A 23,581-nucleotide genomic window follows, 5' to 3' on the forward strand; every position below is an offset into this window, starting at 1 on the left:
CGACTGAAGCTAACGAAATCAAGTAAACCTCTTGCAGAACCCACTCAGAGTTCTAAGTTCATGAATTTAAAGAACCCCCGAGAAGACTTAAGAAGCAATGATAGACATTAACTTTACAAACATTCGCGCTTTTGATGGTAGTCGGAACTCCGGCTTTGAAGAGCTAGTCTGCCAGTTAGCGCATTTAGAGAAACCGGCAAACGCTAAGAGGTTCATAAGAAAAGAGGGCGCAGGTGGAGATGCAGGGGTCGAGTGCTACTGGATTCTGAATGATGACAATGAAATTTGCTGGCAGGCCAAGTATTTCACGGGAGAAATGAGTTCCTCTCGCTGGGGTCAGCTTGATGAGTCATTTAAAACAGCCTTGTCCAAGCATCCCAATATGAGCAACTTTATTGTTTGCTTGCCGCTTGATAAGACCGATAGTCGAAAGACGGGCAAAGGCGGTAAGACTGTTACTTCCGTGGAGGACGAGTGGAGGAAGCTCGTTGAGAAATGGACCAAGTTTGCTGCTGGACGAACGATAAAGTTCGAGTTTTGGGGTAAACATGAACTTACGACCATGCTCGCCGTTGATGATCCGAGGTATTCGGGGCGGCTTCTTTATTGGTTTAACGAACCGGCACTGCGTTCAGAGACTCTTCGCCATCTGGCGCTAAAGAGTAGGGAGACTCTGGGTGAACGGTTCACGCCTGAGTTTCACGTAGATTTGCCGATCGCCAGACAGCTTGATGGGCTTTGCGCCAATGACGGCTGGTGGTCGGAAATCTCTGCTCAGAAAGCAGCACTTGAAGAAAAGTATGACAAGTTTATCTGGGTTGTAACTGGCGACAAGATTGAAGATGTTAGTGGAATTGATCTAACGGGGCTGGAGAGCGCATATACTGAGTTTCTTGCTCGACTAACGGCTTGGCTGAAGAATAAACCTGCCAAATATGATCTGATCGCGCTGAAACAGGCGCTGCAAAATATAGTTGAGCCGTTTCGGGAGCTTGGCGACCTGATCGAAGGGAAGACATTTAAGGAAGAGTCTGGCAGTAGAGATTTCCGTCAACATTTCGGAACCCTTTACAGCTCTCTCAGAGAAATTCAAAGATTTCTTCAATCCCGTAAAGCTCATGCATACGAAATAGGGGCAGGACTCCTCTACGGCGAAGCGGGAATTGGGAAATCACATCTTCTATGTGATCTGGCACTTCACAGGGCCAATGAGAGTCTGCCAACTATTTTCTTACTCGGGGCACAGTACGGCGGCGGAAACCCTCTCGATTTTGTGAGGCAAAGCCTCGACCTACATCAATTTAGCAATAATCAGGTTTTAGCCGCAATCGATGCGGCCGGAGAGGCTAGAAAACGCCAGGCATTGATCGTAATCGATGCCATTAATGAAGGACCTTACCGTGATCAATGGAGGGACTTTATAAGAGGTTTTTTGTCCGATATCTCAAGGTTTGAAAATGTCTCACTACTGATTAGCTGCCGCTCGACCTATTGCGGGTATATGTTGCCGGATAGTGTCGATGAAACTTGTCTCATTCAATTTCATCATCAGGGGTTCCAGGGGTTTGAGCACCGCGCCGCAGAGAAGTATCTCTCTGCACAGGGGATTTCCAAACCTAGTGCACCGATTCTTGCGCCAGAATTTTCAAATCCGCTTTTCCTGAAAGCCTGTTGTAAAGCTCTCAGAAGCTCAGGACAGAGCTCGTTCCCCAAGGGACTGAGTGGACTGACACAGTTATTCGAGTTCTACCTGAAAAGTGTTGAAAAGACGATTGCAGTGAGGAAGCAGTACAGCCCTGCGGAAAAAATCGTGCAGAGTGCGTTGGCCGGATTTTCTTCGAGGCTTTATCCCGATTATCTATCGGGAATTCCTATCGGTGATGCACGCAAGCTCGTTAATGATTTTGATATCTCTCCCCAAAAGGGCGGAGATGATCTTTTCGGTCTTCTTCTACATGAAGGGGTCCTTGCCGAAGATATTTCCTACGAAAACGATAAGGACGGTCATCCCGTCATACGTTACACCTATGAAAGGTTTAGTGACGTGCTCGTGGCTCGGCAAATAATCGCCGGCCATGATAGCAAAACCGTTGCAACGATATTCGATGAAGAGGAGCCTCTCGGCCAGATATTGGGGGATCGAGGTGTTTATCAAGTTGCCGGTATACTCGAGGCTTTGTTCATCGCTATTGCCGAGAAGTTCCAGATTGAACTCATCGATCTAATTCCCGAGGGCGTTAAGGTTTCACCTTGGGAAATCAGGGAGCTATTTGAAAATACTGTTCTCTGGCGCTCACCCGATTCCTTTTCTGACAGAACACTCGAAATTTTGAACAACAATGTTGGTACTACGGAATATTCGAGTCCGGCTTTAGATATTTTGCTTAAGCTTTCTACCGAACCAGACCATCCGTGGAATGCGGAGCGTCTTCATAGAAACCTGAAAGACAAAGAGATTGCAGAGCGTGACCATTTCTGGTCTATCCACGTTGCGAGGGGCGATAGCTCAGAAGAGGATGGGCATGAGTCGACTGAGCGGACACTCATTGAATGGGCCTGTTTTGGCGATATTCGTAATGCCGAAGATGAGCGAATTCGTTTATGCGCAATTGTTTTGTTGTGGTTTCTGACAACATCGAACCGTAAGGTAAGAGACTGCGCTACAAAGTCGCTCGTGCGTCTGTTTGTTGAAAGAACCCAGATTATCGAAGGCCTGTTTTCCGGATTCTGTGATGTCAACGATCTATATCTTGTTGAGCGGCTGTACGCGGCTGTTTACGGCGCCTTATGCAATATCGAGGAACCTACAGTTATTACTGATATTGCAAAGCTTGTGTTCGATAAAATCTTCGCGGACGGGCAGCCTATCCCTCACATCCTTCTGAGGGATTACGCCAGGGGCGTGCTCGAAATCGCGCTATCTAAAGGCCTGTTGCCTAAGGGAATAGAGCCTCAATCATTCAGACCTCCATACAAGAGTTCCTGGCCCCTGGACAATCCAACGAAAGAGGAAATCGATGAGCTCATAGGCGATGACGATTATTCAGATATCAAGAGTTCCTTGATGGGATTTCCGGGCGATTTTGGGAACTACACAATGAGTTGTGTTCATGACTGGTCTTGCACACCCATAGATCAAGATGAGATTCAAAATGGCTACGAGTTAAAGGTCCGGTTTGCCGAAGAGTTACTCGATGGCGACCTTAAAGAGGAGTTTCTCGCATTCATCGGGCCGGAGGAACGAGAGCCTGTCGATATCAAAAAGTGGCTGGCTCAAGTAAAAGGCGAAGTCGAGCGCGAGCGGCCTTCTGATGAAGATATTCGAAGAAGAAGGGATGAGCGCGAAGCGTTTTTGGACAGAATTAGAGAAAGTTTAGATAGTCAAGGACAGGAAGATTTACGGTGGCTAACCGGCCTCGCTAATGATCGACCTGCGGCCTTTAGCCGCAAATGGGCGCAGCACTGGGTATGCAAGCGCGCCTATGAATTGGGGTGGAATAAAGAACTGTTCTCATCGTTTGAAAGTTCTTGTTCGCGCGGGCGCGGCGGGGGTTCCATGGAGCGCGTCGGCAAGAAGTATCAATGGATAGGGTTTCATGAATTTCTTGCTCACTTATCAGACAATATGCACTGGATCGATCGGGAGTATAGTGATGTTGAAGATCGAATTTACTATGGACCATGGCAACTCCACAGACGTGATACTGATCCAACTAATTGGCTTCGAAAGAATGGCGAGTACCGCACGTTCCACAATGAACAGACGACGTGGTGGCAACCCTACCGCTTTCCTATCGATCAGTTGCAAGAGTTAGAAGCTCAGAAATTCTATCTATGGGATCGGAAAAAGGTACCGGATTTTCCTCAACTCCTGACCGTTAGTAAATCTGCTGGAGAACAAGAATGGTGTGTTCTAAGGGGATTTTGGTCGCAGAAACAAAGGAAATTAGGGGAAAATAGTAAGGCCCCGTATCTCGATTGTTGGTTCAGGATAAATTCCGTCATAGTGACTGAAGGCGACTTTGACAAAATTAAAGAGATGGTCTCCAACGAGAGTTTGATTGATCCCGATACTGTCTCGATTCCTAAAGTTAGCGATGGATTTCTCGGTGAATATCCATGGCATCCTGTTTACGACCAGCTATCCAATTGGCAGGAAGAGGGCTCTGACGTTCGCAGTCTTATTTCCGAAAAACATATGGTCCCTGTGTCGGAATATTCGTGGGAGCGGGGAAACGTCGATCATTCAATAGATGAAACGTTGTCGATTTACCTGCCAGCCAAGGAGTTGGTTAATGAACTTGGAATGGAAAGAATGCCAAATGAGTTCGGCAGCTGGAGGGTGGGAGAAGATATTGTTTTCACTGACCCGAGCGTTGAAGAATACGGACCAAGCTACGCCTTGATGCGGACAGATGCACTGAACGAATGGATGGCAGAGAATAATATGAAGATTCTCTGGCTCATCGGAGGGGAAAAGCAGCTTTTCGCTTCGGATTTTGGATCGAGCGAGTTCTTTGGCCGCCTTGTCTACTCCGGCGTCTATTGGTTGGAAAATGATCGCCCCGTTGGGAGTTTGCATTTTCGGAAAGAGGAATAACTCATCGGCCTAACAGTAGATCGAAGAGCTGCGCTTAGAAAACGGTCTATAGAGAGGAGCAGGTCAATAGGTCACAGTATTCGGCTCGAATAAGATTAAGATTATGGAAAAATTTATAGAATTTGAGGATATTACGAAGCCAGATGAGCGACATGGGCTGATTGATGATTTAACCGGCACAAGGTTAACTCTTGAGTCTATGTATCAGGCTCTAGATGAAATAAAGCTAGTGGGGTTCGTTCCGGAGGAGATACAGTCTCAATTCAATGTCACGAAGAATCTAACTATATATACTTGGTACTCCTATTCGCTAGATCCGGTCGCTCAGCTAAAAACCTATATTCTCATTGAGCATGCGCTAAAACTAAAATTTGATAAGGAAAATTGGTCGTTTCCAAAGTTGATAAGAAAAGCCATAAGCCGGGGTTGGATTAAAGATAGCGGGTTCTCACATATAGAAGTTGATCCTGAAGACGACACAAAATATGTGCGAAAAATGATTGGGATTTTACCCAGTCTTCGAAATTCAGCTGCTCACGGTAGTAATGGTCTACACCAGAATGCTGTTGGTCATATCAAGATCTGCTCAGAGTGGATTAATCAGCTTTTCAGCCAAGAGGATGAGCATGACCAAGCAGGGAAGGCAGATGAGTGACTCGCGACGTGGCAAATACTCGATACAGTAGAAGACTGATACCTTTAAATTAAACGCAGATATAAATGCATTGGTAATGAGCGAAAATTAGATACTCTGAAGAAGTTAGAACTCAGATGGTGAGGCGGGTTCCGGAAGCGCAAAACTTTACAGGGGCGGTTTGAGATTTCTGCGAAATTCAATTGACCCTAAATATTTTAGCCCGGTCACCGCATTCCCGCTGAGGAGTAAACGCTTTGGCCTCCACCATAGTAGCTGGTCATTAGATGACGAAAAGCGGCATCGCACTTCTCGTTGTATATGTCTTCATCGAAGCTGTCCGGCAATCCCTGGTCGAAAACGATCTCCAGAGTCCGGCGCACATCGCCCTTAGCTTGAGCCTTTTTACGCCAGTCCAGAACTAACTTCTCTCTCTTGAGGGTATCCAGAAGCTCTCGGCACATGACCTTCACCTGCGCCACCTCCTTCTTGGTCATCTCCGGGGCAGGTCTGGTAATGATGTCGAAAAGCGCGAGCTCTTCCTCGCTGAGGCCCTCGCGGATTGCCCGCTTGTCTTCTTCCTGTAGCTCCTCAGTAAATTCCATTAGTTCCTGAAAGAAGGCCTCGATGTTCATACTGCCGGAGTTGTAATTGTCGATCAGCCTCTTCAACTTTTCCATGAAGTCACTGCGGGTGGGGTTCTTTGCCATCATACTTTCTAGCTTCTGATTCAGCAGGGCTCGCAGCCTTTCGGTTTCTGTGCGCTTCTTGCCCTTACTGAATTTCGCCTTGAGCTTTTCGAAGTCTATCTGGCTTAGGTCGAACAGTTTGTCTTCGTATGTATCCTCAATGACATAGGGAACCGGTGCTACGGACCCATCGAGCAGGTCGTCTACATCTCGCATTACCTGTGAGATATCGACTTCCGGTTCCAGTGCTTTGATCTTCTGAGCGAGAACGGATAGCAGCACAGCATCGGGAGCGAGATCGTTGGCAGCAGGATCTGGCAAGATGGCCCGGTAAACTCTGGATGTGGCTCTGGCGAGGCTCAAAAAGCCTTTCTTGGTCTCTTCGTTCTCCAATAGTTTCTCCACTGCATCGTCTAGCAGCGCCACTTTGTCGAAGCCACCAGCAGCCTTAATCGCTTCAGCGTCGATCTGCTTTTCAGTCAGGAAGGTAATAGCTCTGGCCAGCAGATGTCTGAGGTACTCGACCAGCTCGGATTTTTGCTGAATCGGGGAATCAGTACCCGATCCGCCTTCACCTCCATAGGGTGGATGGTCGTCCTTGGCCTGAGGGGCACCACCATAAATGGCCAGGGCTTCCTGTAGTTTTCGGAAAACTCCTGCGTAATCGACGATCAAGCCCGCTTCCTTGCCAGGATACTTACGGTTGGCCCGGGCGATGGTCTGCATCAGAGTGTGGTTCTTCATCGGCTTGTCGAGGTAGATGGTCGAGCAGGAGGGTACATCGAAGCCGGTGATCCACATCGCGCAGACGAACACCAGCCTCAGCGGGTCGCTGGCATCCTTGAACTTCTCGTCGAGGTCTTCTTCTACCATTCGCTTTCGGTGGGGCAGAATGTCGAGCCCCCTGTCCGCCAGATCTTTCACTTCGTTCTGGCCCTGAGAGACGATCACCGCCATGTCGGTCTGATCCAGAACCTTGATCTTGTGCTTGAGCGACTCCTGCTGCTCCAAAGGGGCGGACTTAAGGTGGGCCTGTAGTTGGGTCAGGTATTCCCTCAAGTGAGTTTTTACCTTGTCGTACATCCTCACAGCGGTGGCCTTGTCGATGCAGACCATCATCGCCTTGCCCTGATGACCCCTGCCGACGAAGTGTTGAACGAGATCCTCGGCGATGGCTTCCAGTCGGTCGTCACGAGTGATGAGGTGGTATTCACGGCCGAATACGCGCTCAACCTTCTTTTCCTGATCCTCGTCCAGTTCGGCGTCTTCCAGCAGGCGGGTCAAATCATCGTTTAGATTTTCGTTGATCAGTTGGAGCTCGGGGATACGGTTCTCGTAGTAAAGGGGAACCGTGGCGCCATCGGCGATGGACTGGCCGAAGTCATAGACCGAGATGTAATCGCCGAATACCTCCTTCGTCTTCTCCTCGCCAGCCATTAGTGGCGTGCCGGTGAAGCCCAAGAAAGCGGCATGGGGCAGAGCCGTCCGCATGTTCATGGCTAAAGTGTCGTACTGCGAGCGGTGCGCCTCATCGGTAATGACGATGATGTCCTGTCTGTCGGAGAGCTTGGGGTAGGCCTCGCCAATCCTCGTGCCAAACTTCTGGATCAACGTGAAGACGTATCGGTGATCTTCATTAAGTAGCTGCTTGAGATGGGCGCCGCTCTCTGCGTGGGCCTCCACCTCGTTGACCGCTCCTGTCGCGGCGAAGGTTTTGTAGATCTGCTCGTCCAGCTCATTCCGGTCGGTGATGATAACGAAGGTCCAGTTGCCCGGAATCGTGCGGTGGATCTTCTGGGTGAAGAACACCATCGACAATGACTTACCCGAGCCCTGAGTGTGCCAGAATACCCCTAATCGACCAGCCTCTCCGGCAGGGCGATCCTTGATCCGCTGCAGCTCAGCAATGGCTTTGTTCACACCGAGGTACTGGTGGTTCTTTGCGATCTTTTTGAGCGTGCCGCCTGCTGCCTCCTCAAACACCGTGAAATTCTCGACGATGTCCAGCAACCGCTCAGGCTTGGCGATGCCGCGAATGGCGGTCACTAAGGACACCACCCCTTTCTCACCTTCGTCATTGATGCGCTTCCACTCGAAGAGGTGCTCCCAGGGGGAGAAGGTACTGCCCACCACCGTCTCTGAACCGTTGGATAGCATAATTACCATGTTGTAGGTGAACAGCTGGGGGATGACCGAGCGATAGTCCGTCAGGTTGCCATCATAGGCGGCTTTTAGGGTCTTATGGCTGGCTTTCAGCTCCACGAACAGCAGCGGCAAGCCGTTGACGAAGCCGACCAGATCCGTGCGCCGGGTATGCAGCTCACCTTGTACCCAGAACTGCGAAGTCAGCAGGAAGTCGTTCTGCTCAGGTTGGTTCCAGTCGATTATCCGTACCGTTTCGATAGCAGTGCCACCATCTTCATCCCTAACTTCGACCTTCACGCCATGCTTGAGGAGCTGGTAGATCTCGAGGTTGGCGTTCACCGGCAGCAGGGTCGCGCGATCGCGGGTCAGCTCTTCGATGGCCTTCTCCAGAGCATCAGTCGGAAGCTCGGGGTTGAGCATCTCCAAGGCCACCCGCAGCCGAGGCACCAGTACCACATCCCGTTGGGTCAGCCGTCCCTCGCTCGATACCGTTCCCGACCATTCCCCGTAGAGATTAGCGGTGTCCCAGCCCAGGTCGCCGAACAGCTCGATGGCGGGCTGCTCGACCAGGGCATCCTCGGAGTAGGCATAAGTGTGGGATGGCGGAGGTGTCATGCGGCTTCTACCTCCTTGTCTTCGGGCATGGGAATGTCGGATACATCGACCTCACCGGAGATCAGCTTGGGGATGAGGAGGTCGCGTTGGGCGCGGAGGTTAGCGTTTTTCCTCTCCAACCTGTGAATCAGGCTTCTCATGGGCGCGACCGAATCATCGAAATGAGAGAGAATGTCTCCTTGCGGCACTATGATCACCGCCTCTTTGAAGTCAGAAGCCTTAACGGCCGGGTAAGCAGCCCCCGTCGCTCGATTGACTAAGTAGCTAACAAACTGGTCAGCTCGGACATACTGATATAGGTAGTGTTTGGAAATGCTCTCCGCTCTCAATACTGCAAAACCAGTTGAGGCAACTGTATCTTTCTCCGGTTCAATGATCATGGCACATGAGCGCCGGTTAGGCCTGACACACGACCACAATACATCGCCCGATCTTACGATTCGTCTTGCACGACCAGGAGCGTTAGAGAATTGCATCGTCTCAGCTTTATCAATTCTTCCCGGCGATACAGAGGCGATATCAATGTAATGGACATCATCCGGTGCAGATTTCGGCTTAATCGCCTCTGGGTTAATCTGAGCAACATTACCAAGCTCCTGAACCTCCCACCCCTCAGGAATCTCCCCAAGCTCGCTCTCCTTGAACCCCATCTCCTCATGCCCAGGGAAGCGGAAGTAGACGAACCACTCTTCGTAAAGCCGTTGGGCGATCTCTTCGAGGATCTCGATACGGCGCGTATTGTTATCGATGAGGTCGTCGTAGGCGGAGAGAATGGAGGCAATTCTTTGCTGAACAGCCAGAGGTGGTAGTGCAATCTCAATGTCTTTCAGAAGCACTATTGTGAAGGCGGGCTGTGAAGAGCCGATTGTGCAGCGTTTCAGCTCGGCTTTGCCTGATGGAGAAAGGAACCAGTAATACAGGTAGTCGCTTATGATCTTATCAAATTTACGAAACCAAGTTAGATTCCCATCTTTGAAATAAAACCGCTCTCCGGGCTTAACCACATAAGGAACCCCCAGTGTTCCAACTGACGTAAGAAGTAGATCTCCAGCAGAGGGGGCGCCATTCTTAGCGCAGACTTCTGAAAACCTTTTCTCAGAGATAAAGAGATCTGTTGTTACTTTCAAAGCGCCGTTGTGTTTCTCAATGATCTCCTTGCCTCTGTAAAAAGGCACACCACTTTTTGTGTACTCATGGGCACGAATTCTTCTGCTGGAAGATATGTCACAGATTTCTTTCAGTCGAAAGCTGGGCCACGTCTGGATCATACGGACTTCTCCATGACCTTAACCACACTCTCTCCAATCAGGTCTTCCAGTTCCCTCGACTCCGCGTTCAGCACCTCCAACTCCTCGGCCAGCTCCTCCAGTCGCTCTGTAAAGTCCACATTCTCGGCCTCTCTCGCTGCAGCTCCAACGTACCGCCCAGGATTTAGTGACCAGCCCTGAGCCTCGATCTCGGCCCGAGTCGCTACCTTACAAAACCCAGGCACATCGGCGTAGCCCTCGCCTAAGCCCTTCTCAATCAGAAGCGGCTCGCTGCCCTGATCGAGCTCTACGGCTTCACCACGATGTAGGCGGACGACATTAGCCAAGAACTCGATCTGCTCTGGTAGCCAGTCTCGATGCGCCCGGTCGATCTGGTGGTAGAGGTGGCGGGCGTCGATGAACAGCACCTTGTTGCCACGATCGGTCTCGCTCTTGGCCCGGTCGAAGAACCACAGGGTGCAGGGCAGCGTGACGGTATAGAAGAAGTTCGGCCCTACTGAGACGATCACATCAACAGCACCGGACTCGATCAGTCTCTGGCGGATCGCCTGCTCGCTGCCGCGGGCATCACCCGCCGAGTTGGCCATGACAAAGCCAGCCCGGCCATTAGGCTTCAAGGCTGCGTAAAACAGCTGGATCCAGAGGTAGTTGGCATTATCAGTCCTGGGCATCCCGAGGCGGAACCGTGGGTCGCCTTCCAGGCGCTCTTTGTCCACTCCAGAGACATTGAATGGGGGATTGGCCATCACGAAATCGAAGAAGCCTTCACCTTTGCTGTCGATTGTCCCATGCGGGTCCTCGTAGTACGTATTGGATACCCGCACATCTCCGGATAGGCCATGCACCGCGAGGTTCATCTTGTTGAGGTTGACGGTGGTCTGATCCTTCTCGGTGCCGAAGATCGAGATTTCGTCCATTGCCGTCTTGTGGTGACGCTCCACGAAGTCTGCCGAGTGGACGAACATGCCGCCTGACCCACAGGCCGGGTCGAAGATGCGTCCGTGGTAGGGCTCGATGATCTCGACGATTAGCTTGACGATGGATTCTGGGGTATAGAAGACGCCGCCTTTCTGACCTTCCTTGAGGGCGAAGTTACCGAGGAAATACTCGTAGACCTTGCCAAAGGCGTCGCCCGATAGATTCACTGGGCCCAGCTGTTTGAGCAGTTCCTGCAGCACCCAGTTGTCCAGGGCCGTGTAGTTACGGGGCAGCGCACCTTTCAGGTCGGGATTCTCATCCTCGATGGCCTTCATGGCATCGTTGATGGCCTTGCCGATATTGTCGCCCTCGGTGAGGGACTGCAGATAAGAAAAGCGGGCGGTTTCAGGGAGAAAAATTACGCCCTCGGCCAGGTAGTCATCTTTGCTCACCTTTCGGCGGCCACCGGATCCCACCAGACCGAGCTTCTCCTCGGCTGCGGCATACTTGTTATCGGCGTACTTGAGGAAAATCAGGCCCAGCACTGGGGCCGAGAACTCAGCGGGCTTGAGGCCGGTGTTGGCCCATAATTGGTCGGCGGCTGCCCACAGGCGTTTCCCTACATCTCCATTAACCAAGATTTACTGCTCCTGATGTTTGTTCGGAATTATGTGAATGATGCTAGTTTAGTAGGATACTATAGCAAGCAATTTGGTGTTGCAGTCCACCACAAAACGACGTCAGGGCCTGAGACTCAAGGGCTCGCCTGAGCTAGGTGAGGTACGTTGAGTGCGGTGTGAATTCTTCGGCCTGTACACACTTTCTTGGCCATCGTTGCTGGGCGCTGTTTCTGGCATCCTCAGGTGTTGTGCAGGTGCTGAGCATTATCCCTATACACTTACCATCAATGAATATACGCCATGGTGTAAGCGGGTCGCTGTCGTTGTGTTGAAGTTCCCTAACTAGCTCGGGTTTGTGCTCGATAATCCAAAGTTCGAGAGCGGGCGTGATAGCCTCCTCCGGCCAAACCGCAATTCGATCGCCAGTAAGACTTTCTGCCTCCAATCCATGTCGGCGCAAGTAGGCAAGGGCGGTCATCAGAAAACCCTCCGACTTCCGGTTCGAATGGAAGGTTTTTCCGGCCCATCTATAGAAAGTCCCTGGCTTGAAGTCGTGAAAGTCTTAATGTCGTGCTGATTCGCTGAGTTGTAGACGACTTCAAGACATTGACGACTTGGCATCAAAGACTTTTTTTGGCCGATACACCATTTAACTGTCGATCCGATTTTGCCCAAGCATTTACATTCGATGCCAAGTTGGCGCATGTAGTTGCCCCCGCTAAACCAGACACCACCTCATTCATTTGATGCCAGTTCCGCCCGGTATTCCCAGGGCGATTTCATTTTCAGTCCCTTGTGTGGGTGACTGCGGTTATAGTCCTCGATCCATTCCGGCAACTTCGCCATCACAGAGGCGGCGTCGGGAAGATCGTTCAGGTAAATATAGTCCCTTTTGAACGTCTTCACGAAGGCCTCAGCCATGCCGTTGCTCTGCGGGCTTCTCACAGGCGTAGTGCACACCACAAAGCCCAGAGAAGATGCGAACGCTCGCGTTTCTTTGGCAATGTAGCAGCTGCCATTGTCCGTCAGCCATTCCAGCGGGTGTGGAACATGCTCTGACTGGCCGAAGCGGTATTCCAGGCTTTCCAGCAACAGGTCCTGGACCATCTCAGCGGTGACTCCCCCGGTCGTCGCCACATAGCGCATCAGTTCCCGATCACAGCAGTCCAGGCTGAAGGCCACGCGAACCACCTCCTTATTCCAACAGCGGATCTCGAAGCCGTCTGAGCACCAACGGAGGTCCGGCTTCAACGTAATGACCTGGCCGTTGTGACAACGCTCCTGAGGCCGGCCCGTGTAACGGGGCAACAACAGCCCATCCTGCTTCATCAGCCGGTACACACGCTTGTGGTTCACTCGCTCATCGTTGGCTGCAAGCAACCGATTCAAGCGTGCCGTAATCCTTCGATAGCCATTGGCCGCACGGACTTCACACAGCTCTCTGATAACCGGCAAATGCCGGTCATCGTCCTGTTTTTTGTATCTGGGACATCTACCTTTCTGGCGGCCGTGAAGGCGATCCAGAAGGTTGGAGCGCGATACCTTCAGTACCTCCGCTACCCGCTTCAGAGGGTATCGTCCGGTGGCAGCAACGGCATGCGCGAGATCAACTTTTTTGACTGAGCCACCTCCAGAGCTTCCCGGAGTATTTCAGCTTCCATCGTCTTGCGGCCCAACATCCGCTCCAGGTCCCGAACCTTTTTGTTCAGGGCCTTCACCTCGGATGCACTGACAACCTCATCACCGGATTCAATCGCGGACATGCCACCGTCTTTCATCAGCTTCTTCCAACGGAACAACAGACTTGCTGATATACCATGACGTCGCGCTACAAGCGACACTGACATGCCTGGCCGCTCACACTCAGCAACCATGAATGCCTTCTCCTGTGCGGAATACCGGCGACGACGTTGCACTCCGGTTATGACTTCGATTCTCTCCACCTTGGACACTCCTTTGCACTAGGTCTATGCCTAGGCCTTTGCTTCTACCAAGGTGTCCGGTTTAAATGGGGGCTACTACAGCGCAAGGCAGGGGCAGCCCGGCGCATTGCATCACCTAATCCCTTCGGTGAACGGGGCCACGAGTCACAATTTCGAGGTTTGAAATATTCCAGAGTATTCAGCCAATGCTTTGCTGAGTGCTCCTCTACTTGAGTCGGATTTGTTTCTGCCCAGTCCCGAATGGCTGAGGCAATCGGGCTGGCGTCCAGAGTTCGCTCCAGTCCGTCCTGGCGGGCGGCGTTGAATTGCTCCATGAAGGCTTCGGGCGCGTGGTTCATGGCTTTGGCCACGGCCATGCCGAGATAAGCGAATTCCGCCAGACGCGGGCGTTGTTCTGCCGGCAGTGTCATGGTTGGCAGGTATTCAAGGGCTTTTGCCGCAATATCCAGCAGGCCACCGAGAATACCGGCCTGATTTTTTTCGTAGTCAGCGTCCAACTTATCCTTAGGGCTCGCATCAGTTATCACCGGCAGCTCGATACTGATTGCCCGTGATACCGCGTCTTGCTGAGTAATGGCAGCCACTATGCCGTTGAGGATTGCTGGGCGCTTGAGGGTAATAACGATCTCGTCACTGTCGCTGTATAGCTTGCGCTTGGCGAAACCTCCGCCGGTCGCAATAACGCATAGCGCATCCTGAATGGGTGCAGGCAGGTAGCTCACATTCTCGATACTGATTACGTGGTTTGTTCCGCCGGTTACATAGAGATCTTCGGCAGACTTTGGCACTGCTCTCAGGTCGGCGGCGTTGGGATCAATCAGCCTTCTTAGCGCGGCCTGGGTTGTGCTTTTTGCGCACCCTTGTTCACCGAACATTTCCAGTATGGGGAAGGGTGTATCTGTTCTCAGGCATTCCACCAGCCAGGCAATCACCAGGATTCTCTGGTTTGGCGCAATGTTGGCGATTTGCCATAAAGGCTCGATGCTCCCGCCGGAAATCGGGCGAGGTAGCGCCTGGGCGCTCTCAGATCGGGCAAACATCACCGGAGCGTCGTCATGGATTGCCCACTTTCCAGGCATGATGACTAAAGCGGTGCTTTGACCGGATTCTGCCAGATCCAACCAGTGCTGGCCTGATACCGTTGCAGCGCGTACGTGCACTGGGCGGTGCTCCTGCATTGCGATACCCTCCAGAGTCATCCTGGCTTCGCGCAAAGCCTGATCCCTTACAGCCTTTTCGTTCTGCTCATAAAAAGCAGCTGTTAGCCAGTGCCTGAAGGCCTTACCGGCAATCGGTCGGACCTCCCCAGAATCTAAATGCCGGGCGTAAGCAATGTCGTTGTGGTCGTGGAACATCTCATTGAAGGTTTGAACGAAAGCAACAATCTTGTCGGATTGCGCCTGGCGTTCGTCATCAGCTTGCTCTGGGATCTGCGTCTCTGCCTTTGCAGCGGGGGTTATCCCATCCTCAAACTCTGCCAGCACAGCATCAGATCCGAATTCCTGATAAATATCACTCCAGTCTTTTGCCGATTTTGGGCATGTCCAGTTACATCCGGAATTTTGGCCAGCCGACTTGCCAGGCTTGTCATTGTCTACTGCGGCAATCAGGTGCAAATTCGGATTAAGTTTGGCAATTGCAGATGCATTGCCGGGTATGGTCTGTTCACCGACCCCACACGCCACTGGTAGCCCCATTGCCTCATGCAATCGGTATCCATCAGCAAGTCCAGCACAGACGATCATTTTGCCGGTCATGGTTTCCAGATCGGCCATCTTGAAACCAATCGGTGTGCAAGATCGGGCTGTTTTGGCACCCTTGGTCGCAAACTTGTTGTTTGGCTTCTCGTTTGGATTACGCTGAACAGGCTCAGAGAGAATTCGCTCATGCCCGCAGGGTTCTCCCGTAGCAATCAGGTAAAGAGGTCGGAATACAGCATCGCCCTCCCACGGTCCAATTGGTTTGTCGTCACTGCTGAAACCGAAAACTTTAGTCCGTTTGACGGTGCAGCCTAGACATTCCATTGCCTGCCAGTCGATTGCTTTCTTGGTGAGGTAAGGATGAGCTTTCATGCTGCAGCCTCTCTGCTAGCTTCCCAGGCTTTAACGTCTGACAGCTTCCAGCGGGTGCAATTTGGGCCTAGCTTGATGGGGGTGGGAAATTTGCCTTCTCGAACCCATCGCCAGATTGTCTGTCGACTGACTTCAAGAAATTCGGATAGTTGTTTATCCGATGCGTAGTAAAGGGATTGCTTGCTCATGGTTGCGCCTTCCTGTTACGGGGCTGGTTGAACACATGAGCAGTTAATCAGGTGAAATAAATACAAGAGACACGCGTCCAAGGGACGCGGTTCGCTAACCTTGGGACAATGAACAGTCTCCTAGGGAGGAGGTAATCTAAGCCTAATTCCATTATCTTTGGCGTATTGACGAATCCAATTCGTAACGGTCCGAGGCTCGTAATCGAAACCCTTTTCTCTAAGCCAGTCAGCATAGTAAATCCCGGCCTTTTCAGCGCTGCGAAAAGTAGTTTTATTTTGGTCCCAATCTTCGGTCACGAGGCTACGTGCTTCATTTCGCCTAGCATGGCGGACTTTGTTCCCTGAGTCGGACTTCTCCCATTTTGAAAATGTCACGTGTCGATCAATAGCGTCCCTTGTTCTTAGATAACTGTCGACCTTGTCGAACCAGTAAAGTGCCAACTCATAATCGTCCTTGTAAGCATCATCAAGTGACTGGAACACAGCACTATTATCGATTTGGCAAAGGGTAAAATAGGCGGCCACAAATTCGCGATCATATGGCCAATAATTTAATCCTTGCTCTAGGTTTACGACCTCAATAATGTTGTCAAGAAAACGGATGTACGGCTCGATCCGGTGCCCAAGAGCGGTCCACGGATCGGTTTGATCTACACAGATAGACGTCTGATCTGAAACCAACTCCTTTGACTCAGATTTGATCATAGGTATGTGGCCGCCCTCGATCCGCGGTTCTAAAATTTCTGCGTGCCCGTTCCACACGTCAACCAGAATGCCAAGGGTCTCGTAGAAGACAATGTCAATAACTGTTCTCGTGATCTCCCGATCCAATTTCGATGCCAAACTGTCGAATGCTCGTTTTCCTAGTTTCCACAAAACCGGATCATGAAGAAGTCGCGGGGTCCTCCCGGAAATAACTAGAGCATGATTCTGCTCACCTTCCCCCCCATCAACAAAGGACTCAATAGGATCGATTGCCCAGAACAACCATGTTTCGCCGACGTCTTTCGCTCCGGGATCTTTCATGCGCCAACCTCGGAAATGGAAATCACTTTTCCGCCTTCTTGCTTCTTATCTCCGTGACTACAAAACCTTTCCCAATCGGCCATGAGTAGCCGGCGCTTGTCTATCAGTTCTGAACGGGCATAGGCAGCTCGGGTAGCGTCACTATTCACATGGGCCAGGGCGAGCTCTGAAACTTCGTCACGATAGGCTGTGTTCTCTCTGGCCCAATCTTTGAAAGTCGAGCGGAAGCCGTGGGTAGTGATCTTAAAGTCCATTCGTTCGATCAGTTTTGTGAGGAAGTTGTTGGAGGGTATACCGCCTTTCGAGCCTGGAAATATTAATGAGTCCGGATCGCCAGGTGTCATCCCTTTCAGCAGATCCACGGCAGCTTCAGAGAGCGGAACACGGTGTCCTTTGCCAGATTTCATGCGGTCGGCGGGCACAGTCCAGATCTTCTGTCTCAAGTCGATTTCCTGCCATGTTACGCCAGCCTTGTTGATGCGTTTATCGCCTATTACCTCATTCGTTCGGGCAGCGGTAAGAATGAGGAACTCCAAGGCTCGGGCAGAGGTGCCAGTACGCTTCTTCAACGCTGCCATGAAGTTGGGCATTGCATCCACTGACAAGGCGGTGAAGTGTCCTTTCTTCTTGATCTTCTCGGGTGAGGGGTAAACTTCATCGAGATAGCCTTGCCACTTGGCCGGATTCTCATTGGAGCGGTAGCCGTGGATCGCACACCAACCGAGTATGTTCTCCATTCTTGCCCTAACACGGTTAGCGGTTTCGGTTTTTTCATGCCAGATGGGATCAAGTACTGCTTTGATGTGGGGGAGTTCTATTTCTCGGACAGGTACCTTGCCGATGTGCGGGATAGCGTAAGTGTTCAAGCTATTTTCCCACTGCTGCCGCTGTCGGGGATTCCTGAATTCCTTGGCCTTCATATCGATATAATCGGCCATCGCATCGGCAAAGGTCACAGTGCTCAACCTAGCTGCCAGTAGGGCGCGTCTATTAGCCTGCTTTTCCTGAACCGGGTCGATACCAGCGGCGATCTTGTCCCGAGTCTCTCTCGCTTTGTCGCGGGCTTGAGTCAATGTCACGTCTGGGAAGGCACCTAAACCGATACTCCGACGCTTTCCTGCAATCTGGGTGCGGTAGATCCAGGACTTTGCATTACTGGGAGTAACTTGGAGAAGTAAACCGGACACACCACCGACCGAGTGCAAAGCGTTATATGGTTTGCCGGTTGTCTTGCTGACAGCATGAGTCAGTCTTCTGACCTCAGTGGCGCTTAACTCTTTGACCTTTTTGGGCATGGCTGCTGATTCCAATTTCGACGACTTAAGCGTTAAACCAAGACAAGTGCGGTAAAGCTCTAATCAATGGCCTATTAGAAGCAGGGAGCTAGACGGATGAACCGACCAAAGCCAGTGGATGACCGTGAAACCTTAAGTCGTTCTGTTTTAACGAACCTGACTACCTACCTATCAATAGGATTGTCATTGGAGGTTACAGGATGTTACAGAGTGTTACAAGGACGCTGGGGCACGCCCAGGAGTGCTGGGTATTCTGCAAAAAAATTCGTAAAGAAACCGATGCTTACAGACATTTTGGAAGGTCTGGCCCACCGCCATTTTCCATAATCTCAGTAACTCATATCTTCTTCTGAACACTTTCCTGCAATGGTGCTCCGGGCCAACCAGGTTTCATGTTCACTGATTTCTGCATTAAACTCCGTTACGATCTGCACTTTCTATTTTGGCTCTGTGTTGGTACGTGCTTGTTTGAGCATCATCCACGCTGGCGAGATGGGTAGGTCAAAACATGATGTCTTTTGATGACAGCTATGACCGCGACCTTATTGCTCTATTACGACTTCCGTATGCTCGGTCACAATCCACATGGCTGGGATCCTGACCGTCCCGAATGGACTGACGTCGTCAAGGCGATGATTAAGCGGCAGTATCCCAATGCCAACCTGGACACCTATAGCCATCCTGAACGTCCTGAGCGCCTGACAGCGATCGTCGATCGGCTGCTTCTCGAGCCCATCGACGGCGTGCGCTGGATGCTACCGTCCCCGGCCAGCGCCCCTCAACTCGAGCGGGTACATGATGCAGCCTATGTGGCCCATATTGAGTCGCTGGATGGGCAATCCGGTTGGCTGTCTCAAGACACGACCGCAGTATCGCCGGGAAGTGTGATAGCGGCCCGCTTGGCGGCCGGCTCCGGAATCAGCGCGATCGAAGCAATCGCCGCCGGTGAAGCCGAGCGAGCGTTCTGTATTGTGCGTCCGCCCGGGCACCACGCTCCCGCAGATCGTGCCCGTGGCTTTTGCCTTTATAACAACCTGGCGGTCACCGCGGCGCATGCTCGCAAAGCCCTCGGCTACGAACGAGTCATGATCTGGGACCTGGACATGCATCACGGCAACGGCACCCAGGCTATTTTCTATGACGATCCTACCGTCCTGGTGGTCGATAGCCACTGCGCGGCACCGTTCTACCCGGGCAGCGGCCTGTTGAACGAAACCGGAGCTGGACCGGGCCTTGGTTACCATCTCAACGTCCCACTGCCCACGGGTTTTGGCAACGCCGCGCTACTGAAGGTGTTCGAACAGGTGGTTAGGCCGGCAGCACGTGCATTCCGGCCCGATATTCTGCTGGTATCCACTGGTTTCGATTGTCATTACCTCGACATGGTTTGCAACATGAACGAAACCGGGTATGCCGCCGTCACCCAGCGCATGAGCAACCTGGCCGACGAACTTTGTGAGGGGCGCCTGGTACTGATGCTGGAAGGCGGCTACAGCGCCAAGGCTTTGGCTGACAGCGCCTATGCTGTCAGCCAGGCGCTGGCGGGAAAACCGGTGAATACATTTAATGTTCTGGCAAACGACCCCGGTTGCGCGGCCGCGTCCGATGCAGCGGCGTTCCATGCCAGCTCTATCGCCGCGCTAAAGAACCAGACGCACTGAACAGCGCCTCTACTCTAAATGTAGAAGTCCAGATCTTCCTGGGCTTTCAGGAGGTCCCGCATCTTGATGGGGTCGTCACCGAAGAAGAAGATCAGGCCCCAATGAGTCCCATAGGCTAACCGTTCAGGAACTATCTCTTCTTTAGGCGCGATCAATTCGTGAGACTCGAAGTAGGGGTGTTCAACCGTTTCCTTGGGCATTTCCAGCCTGCTGATTACACGACGTCTTGGATATACGCCGAAGCACCCAGCGTAGCCTTTCGCGTCAACCACCTCACGGGGGAAGAAGCTATCTACCTCCTCTTTGGTGGTTTTAGGATCAAACACCAACATAGAAGCCTGGTACGCACTAAAGCCATAAGCTCTCTCAATAAGTTCAAAAGCCTTGAATCCCGGCGGACGATACGCAACTTCCCCAAAATACATTTCGCCGTCAGCGGTAACGAAGTACTCGGGATGGATAAACCCGAATTTGATGTCGAAGGTTTTGATCAGCAGTTCGATCTGCTTGGTGATCGCGTTGCGCCAGCTCTCGAGCTCATTTGTAGCGGGGACGAACACCGAGTAACCCAGCGTGACGTATTCGGAAATATTAAGGAACTTGATTTTCCCGTCGTGGATCCAGGCCTCAACAGCAAACTCCCAGCCACTCAGATGACTCTCCATCAACAGGGGATACTCTTCCGGCGGAATGGCGTCAATGTCTTCTACCTTGCGAATCATGCGATGGCCGAGACAACCGGCTTTGTCGAAGGCCTTGACGTGAATCGGGTCGTCCGGGTCACCCTCAAGGTGCAAGAGTGTCTGATTGACGCGCCTCATGAAACGGACAATGTCGTCTTTTTCATACGCCTCCTCGAAGATCCCGACGCGAATACCGCCGAGTTGTGCGCGGCGCTTCATCAGGGCTTTGTCACGGAACAAAATAGACTGGCCGTACATATGAGGTTCTTTAAACAGGACTGAGTTGATCGCCCCGGACCACTCGACGGTTTCCTCGAAGAGAGGTAGCGCTACATCAACGCCTTCCGCTTTTAGCCTTTCTGCAATCTCCATGGACCGGTCATTCAGGCGGGTAAAATCCCATGAAATGAAAGGTATCTTGTTAGCGGTGCAGAAATCCGCAGCCCAATCGGGAGCGACCACAATATAGCGACGGTCGAACTTCTGCGCGGCCTTGACCGCATTCAGGCTCCAGCCAAGCAGGGCAATGTAGCCTTTGTTGGGATCCTTGGGCGTTTCCGTGCCGCGTACCGAGTCCATTTTTGGGTCGAGCCAGCCTGATACATCTTTGGATAATTGAGTTTCTGAAGTTATTGACATGCTAGTTTCTCCTTGCCGGTCAGCGCAGAACCACGCCAAAGCGAATGCACCAAGTGATCGGAACCGTTAGGCGGGGCGGTTCTCACTGGGCGATTCACTAGATCGGTGAACTCGGTAATTCAACATAGGATTTAACCGGTCTGGTTACAAGATATCTGTGCCCGATCCCGGTGTACTTGCCCAGTGGTTTTCCCTACTTGGTTTAATGCCAGATTACGCTCATCATCAGAGTGTCGATATCAGGAGGGCTCGCTATGACAGACTCACAAAATAGTTCAGTGGAACGTCGGGACCGGATGTTTTCTGTATCTGCCAATCGGGGCAAGGCCAGCCACAAAGTCCGATATGTGGAAGCCGGGGGTGCTGCTGTGGATACGGAGGAGTGTGCTTTTTGCCAGGCGGTGCCTGAGCTTTCCGGGGGAGAAGAAAAGGGGGAAGACCGGGGCAATTGAATCCGCCCCGGTGTTCGATCAAAGCCAGATCAGAGGTCCCGACCTGGATAAATGAGTTTTTTCTGTTCGTCGGCTCTCTGCTGGCATGCGGCCAGGGCCTCAGGCTCGTTCTTTGGCACCTTCCAGCCCTCCAGATTCTCTTCGATAAGTTTTACCAGGGCTTCGATGTGCCCGGGCGTTGCGTTCAGCGCGGTGATATAGCTGAACCCTTCGCCGCCGGCCTCCATGAAGTACTCGCGGTTCTCCTCGTCGATTTCCTCAATGGTTTCCAGGCAGTCCGATGAGAAGCCGGGGCAGAATACGTCGATGGATTTCACGCCTTTGCCCGGTAGCGATTTCAGGGTCTCATCCGTATAGGGCTTGAGCCACTCCTCCTTGCCGAATCTGGACTGGAAGGTGGTCATGTAGTCTTCCTTGCTCAGGCCCAAGCGTTCGGCCAGCAGCCGCGACGTTTTGTGGCACTCACAGTGGTACGGATCGCCCTTGGTCAGGTACTTCAGTGGCACCCCATGGTAGGAGAACATCAGCTTCTGGTTGCGCCCATGGTTTGCCCAATGCGCCTCAATATGGCGTGCCATGGCTTCGATGTAGGGCGGGTAATCCGGGTAGTGGGAAATAAACCGGAAATCCGGTAGCCAGCGCCGTTTGGTGAAATCTTTGGCAATCGCATCGAAGGTGGATGCAGAGGTTGATGCGGAGTATTGGGGGTAAAGAGGCAGAATCAGCAGTTTCCGCACCCCCTGTTCCTGCATCTCATCGAGGACCCGGGCAATCGACGGATTGCCATAACGCATTGCAAACCCGACCACCACATTGGGGCCGTACTTGCGCTTGAGCGCCTCTCGTATGCCCTCAGCCTGCTTTGCGGTATGCAGGAGCAGGGGAGAGCCTTCAGGCTGCCAGACGCTGGAATACGCCTCTGCACTCCGCTTGGGGCGAATGCGCAGGATTACGCCGTGCAGGATCAGCCACCAGAGTGGCCGTGGCAGCTCCACCACCCGAGGGTCCGAGAGAAATTCAGCCAGGTAACGACGGAGCGCCGACGTGGTCGGGGCATCCGGGGTACCCAGGTTGGTGACCAGCACCCCCAATCGGTCAGGCTGATTGTGGCTGAAATTCTCTGTACCTTTGTATTGCATGCGGTGGATCCTGAACGTTGATTGGGCAGTTGGATTGTCAGCCTTTGTCGGCGGCCTGTTGTGCCATCCGTGGTGCAAGGCCGGAGATGTCATAACCGGCGTTGCGTGCCTTGGTAAAGATTTCATTGGCCGACGTGTTTCGGGCCGCACTCAGTGCCCAGAGAACAGTACAGCGGGTCCCGGAGCGGCAGAATGCCAGTACGGGTTTTTCGGCGTCCCGGATCATTGGTGCGAAGCGGTTTACGTCGTCATCGGTAATGTTGCCGGACTCCACCGGCATGTATACCCACTCAAGACCCTGTTCCCGGGCGGCTGCCTCAATATCCGCCATTGAGGGCTGCCCGGGCTCTTCGTGATCGGGGCGGTTTGCAACCAGGGTCTTGAAGCCCAGCTTCGCGGCTTCTGCCACGTCTTCGACGGAAATCTGGGGAGCCACCGAAATGTTGTCGTCAATCTTTCTGATATCCATGGATGTCTTCTCCGAATCGGGTAATGGAGCTGCCGCCATGATCGCACAGCCTCCGGGCTGTGTCAGAGTGACGGCAGGGAAATTAACAGAAACTACTTACGCCTTCGCGCGGTTGCGCTCAATCACTTCGAAGATGGCCATGCCAGCGACCATGGCCGCCACAAACACGGCCGCCTTGGTTTCGCCGGCACCGAGTGCTACTAACCCGGGACCGGGGCAAAAGCCGGCAATACCCCAGCCAACACCGAACATAAGGCCGCCCAGTACCAGCCGTTTATCGATGTGGGTACTGGGAGGCATTTTCATGTGGAAGCCAAGGAAGGAAAGAGTGCGCTTGCGAGCAACGGCAAACGCGACTACGCCCACCAAGATGGCGCCGCCCATGACAAAGGCCAGTGACGGGTCCCAAAGACCGGCGATATCAAGGAAACCGAGCACTTTTTCTGGGTTTGCCATGCCGGAAACGATGAGGCCCAGACCGAACACCAGGCCGGCGAACAGGGAAGCAAGGGAAAATTTCATGGC

General features: G+C 52.4%; 16 protein-coding genes. 4 read left to right on the top strand and 12 right to left on the bottom strand.

What is annotated here, in order from left to right:
- The first annotated feature begins 97 nt into the window (after positions 1-97).
- A complete protein-coding gene (locus CFT65_RS11720) occupies positions 98-4,600 on the top strand; it encodes an ATP-binding protein (protein WP_216360435.1) in 4,503 nt (1,500 codons plus the stop codon).
- A 103-nt stretch (positions 4,601-4,703) separates the two neighbouring features.
- Positions 4,704-5,255 (top strand): hypothetical protein, encoded by a 552-nt coding sequence (locus CFT65_RS11725; RefSeq protein WP_088828332.1) that lies wholly within the window; start codon positions 4,704-4,706, stop codon positions 5,253-5,255.
- Between the two features lie 206 nt (positions 5,256-5,461).
- Here the strand turns inward: CFT65_RS11725 and CFT65_RS11730 are convergent, their stop codons facing one another.
- The 8 genes from CFT65_RS11730 to CFT65_RS11770 all read right to left on the bottom strand — a co-directional run bounded on the left by CFT65_RS11730 (position 5,462) and on the right by CFT65_RS11770 (position 18,013).
- Positions 5,462-8,683 (bottom strand): type I restriction endonuclease subunit R, encoded by a 3,222-nt coding sequence (locus CFT65_RS11730; protein WP_088828333.1) that lies wholly within the window; start codon positions 8,681-8,683, stop codon positions 5,462-5,464.
- The gene (locus tag CFT65_RS11735; protein WP_216360436.1) at positions 8,680-9,951 is read right to left on the bottom strand and encodes a restriction endonuclease subunit S; all 1,272 of its coding nucleotides are present in this window, start codon (positions 9,949-9,951) and stop codon (positions 8,680-8,682) included. Before CFT65_RS11735 ends, CFT65_RS11730 begins: the two co-directional genes overlap by 4 nt.
- On the bottom strand, positions 9,948-11,507 hold the full coding sequence (locus CFT65_RS11740) for a type I restriction-modification system subunit M (protein WP_088828334.1): 1,560 nt from the start codon (positions 11,505-11,507) through the stop codon (positions 9,948-9,950). The genes CFT65_RS11735 and CFT65_RS11740 overlap by 4 nt, the downstream gene beginning before the upstream one ends.
- Before the next feature lie 717 nt (positions 11,508-12,224).
- Positions 12,225-13,432, bottom strand: a protein-coding gene (locus tag CFT65_RS11750) for an IS3 family transposase (protein ID WP_088826071.1) whose coding sequence is annotated in 2 segments (ribosomal slippage) — positions 12,225-13,105 and positions 13,105-13,432 — 1,209 coding nt in all. Because the reading frame shifts where the segments join, the coding sequence is not laid out codon by codon here.
- Positions 13,433-13,476: 44 nt separating this feature from the next.
- Positions 13,477-15,504: a hypothetical protein gene (locus tag CFT65_RS11755; protein WP_088828336.1), complete on the bottom strand. Its 2,028-nt coding sequence runs from the start codon at positions 15,502-15,504 to the stop codon at positions 13,477-13,479.
- On the bottom strand, positions 15,501-15,692 hold the full coding sequence (locus CFT65_RS11760; RefSeq protein WP_088828337.1) for a helix-turn-helix transcriptional regulator: 192 nt from the start codon (positions 15,690-15,692) through the stop codon (positions 15,501-15,503). Before CFT65_RS11760 ends, CFT65_RS11755 begins: the two co-directional genes overlap by 4 nt.
- A 120-nt stretch (positions 15,693-15,812) precedes the next feature.
- Positions 15,813-16,718 (bottom strand): hypothetical protein, encoded by a 906-nt coding sequence (locus CFT65_RS11765; RefSeq protein ID WP_088828338.1) that lies wholly within the window; start codon positions 16,716-16,718, stop codon positions 15,813-15,815.
- On the bottom strand, positions 16,715-18,013 hold the full coding sequence (locus CFT65_RS11770) for a tyrosine-type recombinase/integrase (RefSeq protein ID WP_088828339.1): 1,299 nt from the start codon (positions 18,011-18,013) through the stop codon (positions 16,715-16,717). Before CFT65_RS11770 ends, CFT65_RS11765 begins: the two co-directional genes overlap by 4 nt.
- A 566-nt stretch (positions 18,014-18,579) precedes the next feature.
- Between CFT65_RS11770 and CFT65_RS11775 the strand changes: the two genes are divergently transcribed.
- A complete protein-coding gene (locus tag CFT65_RS11775) occupies positions 18,580-19,674 on the top strand; it encodes a histone deacetylase (protein WP_172408489.1) in 1,095 nt (364 codons plus the stop codon).
- 14 nt (positions 19,675-19,688) lie between these two features.
- On the opposite strand, the gene CFT65_RS11780 is transcribed toward CFT65_RS11775, so the two are convergent.
- Entirely contained in the window at positions 19,689-20,996 is a 1,308-nt protein-coding gene (locus CFT65_RS11780; RefSeq protein WP_088828341.1) for an ATP-grasp domain-containing protein, read from the bottom strand.
- A 254-nt stretch (positions 20,997-21,250) separates the two neighbouring features.
- On the opposite strand from CFT65_RS11780, the gene CFT65_RS11785 reads away from it, so the two are divergent.
- Positions 21,251-21,448 (top strand): hypothetical protein, encoded by a 198-nt coding sequence (locus CFT65_RS11785; RefSeq protein WP_088828342.1) that lies wholly within the window; start codon positions 21,251-21,253, stop codon positions 21,446-21,448.
- Between the two features lie 29 nt (positions 21,449-21,477).
- Here the strand turns inward: CFT65_RS11785 and hemH are convergent, their stop codons facing one another.
- From hemH to CFT65_RS11800, 3 genes are all read right to left on the bottom strand, one after another.
- Positions 21,478-22,587, bottom strand: a complete 1,110-nt coding sequence (hemH, locus tag CFT65_RS11790; RefSeq protein WP_088828343.1) for a ferrochelatase — start codon at positions 22,585-22,587, stop codon at positions 21,478-21,480.
- 37 nt (positions 22,588-22,624) lie between these two features.
- The gene (locus tag CFT65_RS11795; RefSeq protein WP_088829542.1) at positions 22,625-23,056 is read right to left on the bottom strand and encodes a TIGR01244 family sulfur transferase; all 432 of its coding nucleotides are present in this window, start codon (positions 23,054-23,056) and stop codon (positions 22,625-22,627) included.
- A 96-nt stretch (positions 23,057-23,152) separates the two neighbouring features.
- Positions 23,153-23,578, bottom strand: coding sequence for a YeeE/YedE family protein (locus tag CFT65_RS11800; RefSeq protein ID WP_088828344.1), 426 nt, complete (start codon positions 23,576-23,578; stop codon positions 23,153-23,155).
- Positions 23,579-23,581: the final 3 nt, after the last annotated feature.

Origin of the sequence: Marinobacter sp. es.048 (assembly GCF_900188435.1) — a bacterium.
Lineage (GTDB): Bacteria > Pseudomonadota > Gammaproteobacteria > Pseudomonadales > Oleiphilaceae > Marinobacter.

Coding starts and splice junctions, on each gene's coding strand:
- CFT65_RS11765 (WP_088828338.1), bottom strand. CDS start 16,718: ATGAAAGATCCCGGAGCGAAAGACGTCGGCGAAACATGGTTGTTCTGG.
- CFT65_RS11800 (WP_088828344.1), bottom strand. CDS start 23,578: ATGAAATTTTCCCTTGCTTCCCTGTTCGCCGGCCTGGTGTTCGGTCTG.
- CFT65_RS11735 (WP_216360436.1), bottom strand. CDS start 9,951: ATGATCCAGACGTGGCCCAGCTTTCGACTGAAAGAAATCTGTGACATA.
- CFT65_RS11730 (WP_088828333.1), bottom strand. CDS start 8,683: ATGACACCTCCGCCATCCCACACTTATGCCTACTCCGAGGATGCCCTG.
- CFT65_RS11775 (WP_172408489.1), top strand. CDS start 18,580: ATGCTCGGTCACAATCCACATGGCTGGGATCCTGACCGTCCCGAATGG.
- CFT65_RS11755 (WP_088828336.1), bottom strand. CDS start 15,504: ATGAAAGCTCATCCTTACCTCACCAAGAAAGCAATCGACTGGCAGGCA.
- CFT65_RS11780 (WP_088828341.1), bottom strand. CDS start 20,996: ATGTCAATAACTTCAGAAACTCAATTATCCAAAGATGTATCAGGCTGG.
- CFT65_RS11760 (WP_088828337.1), bottom strand. CDS start 15,692: ATGAGCAAGCAATCCCTTTACTACGCATCGGATAAACAACTATCCGAA.
- CFT65_RS11770 (WP_088828339.1), bottom strand. CDS start 18,013: ATGCCCAAAAAGGTCAAAGAGTTAAGCGCCACTGAGGTCAGAAGACTG.
- CFT65_RS11785 (WP_088828342.1), top strand. CDS start 21,251: ATGACAGACTCACAAAATAGTTCAGTGGAACGTCGGGACCGGATGTTT.
- CFT65_RS11720 (WP_216360435.1), top strand. CDS start 98: ATGATAGACATTAACTTTACAAACATTCGCGCTTTTGATGGTAGTCGG.
- CFT65_RS11725 (WP_088828332.1), top strand. CDS start 4,704: ATGGAAAAATTTATAGAATTTGAGGATATTACGAAGCCAGATGAGCGA.
- hemH (WP_088828343.1), bottom strand. CDS start 22,587: ATGCAATACAAAGGTACAGAGAATTTCAGCCACAATCAGCCTGACCGA.
- CFT65_RS11795 (WP_088829542.1), bottom strand. CDS start 23,056: ATGGATATCAGAAAGATTGACGACAACATTTCGGTGGCTCCCCAGATT.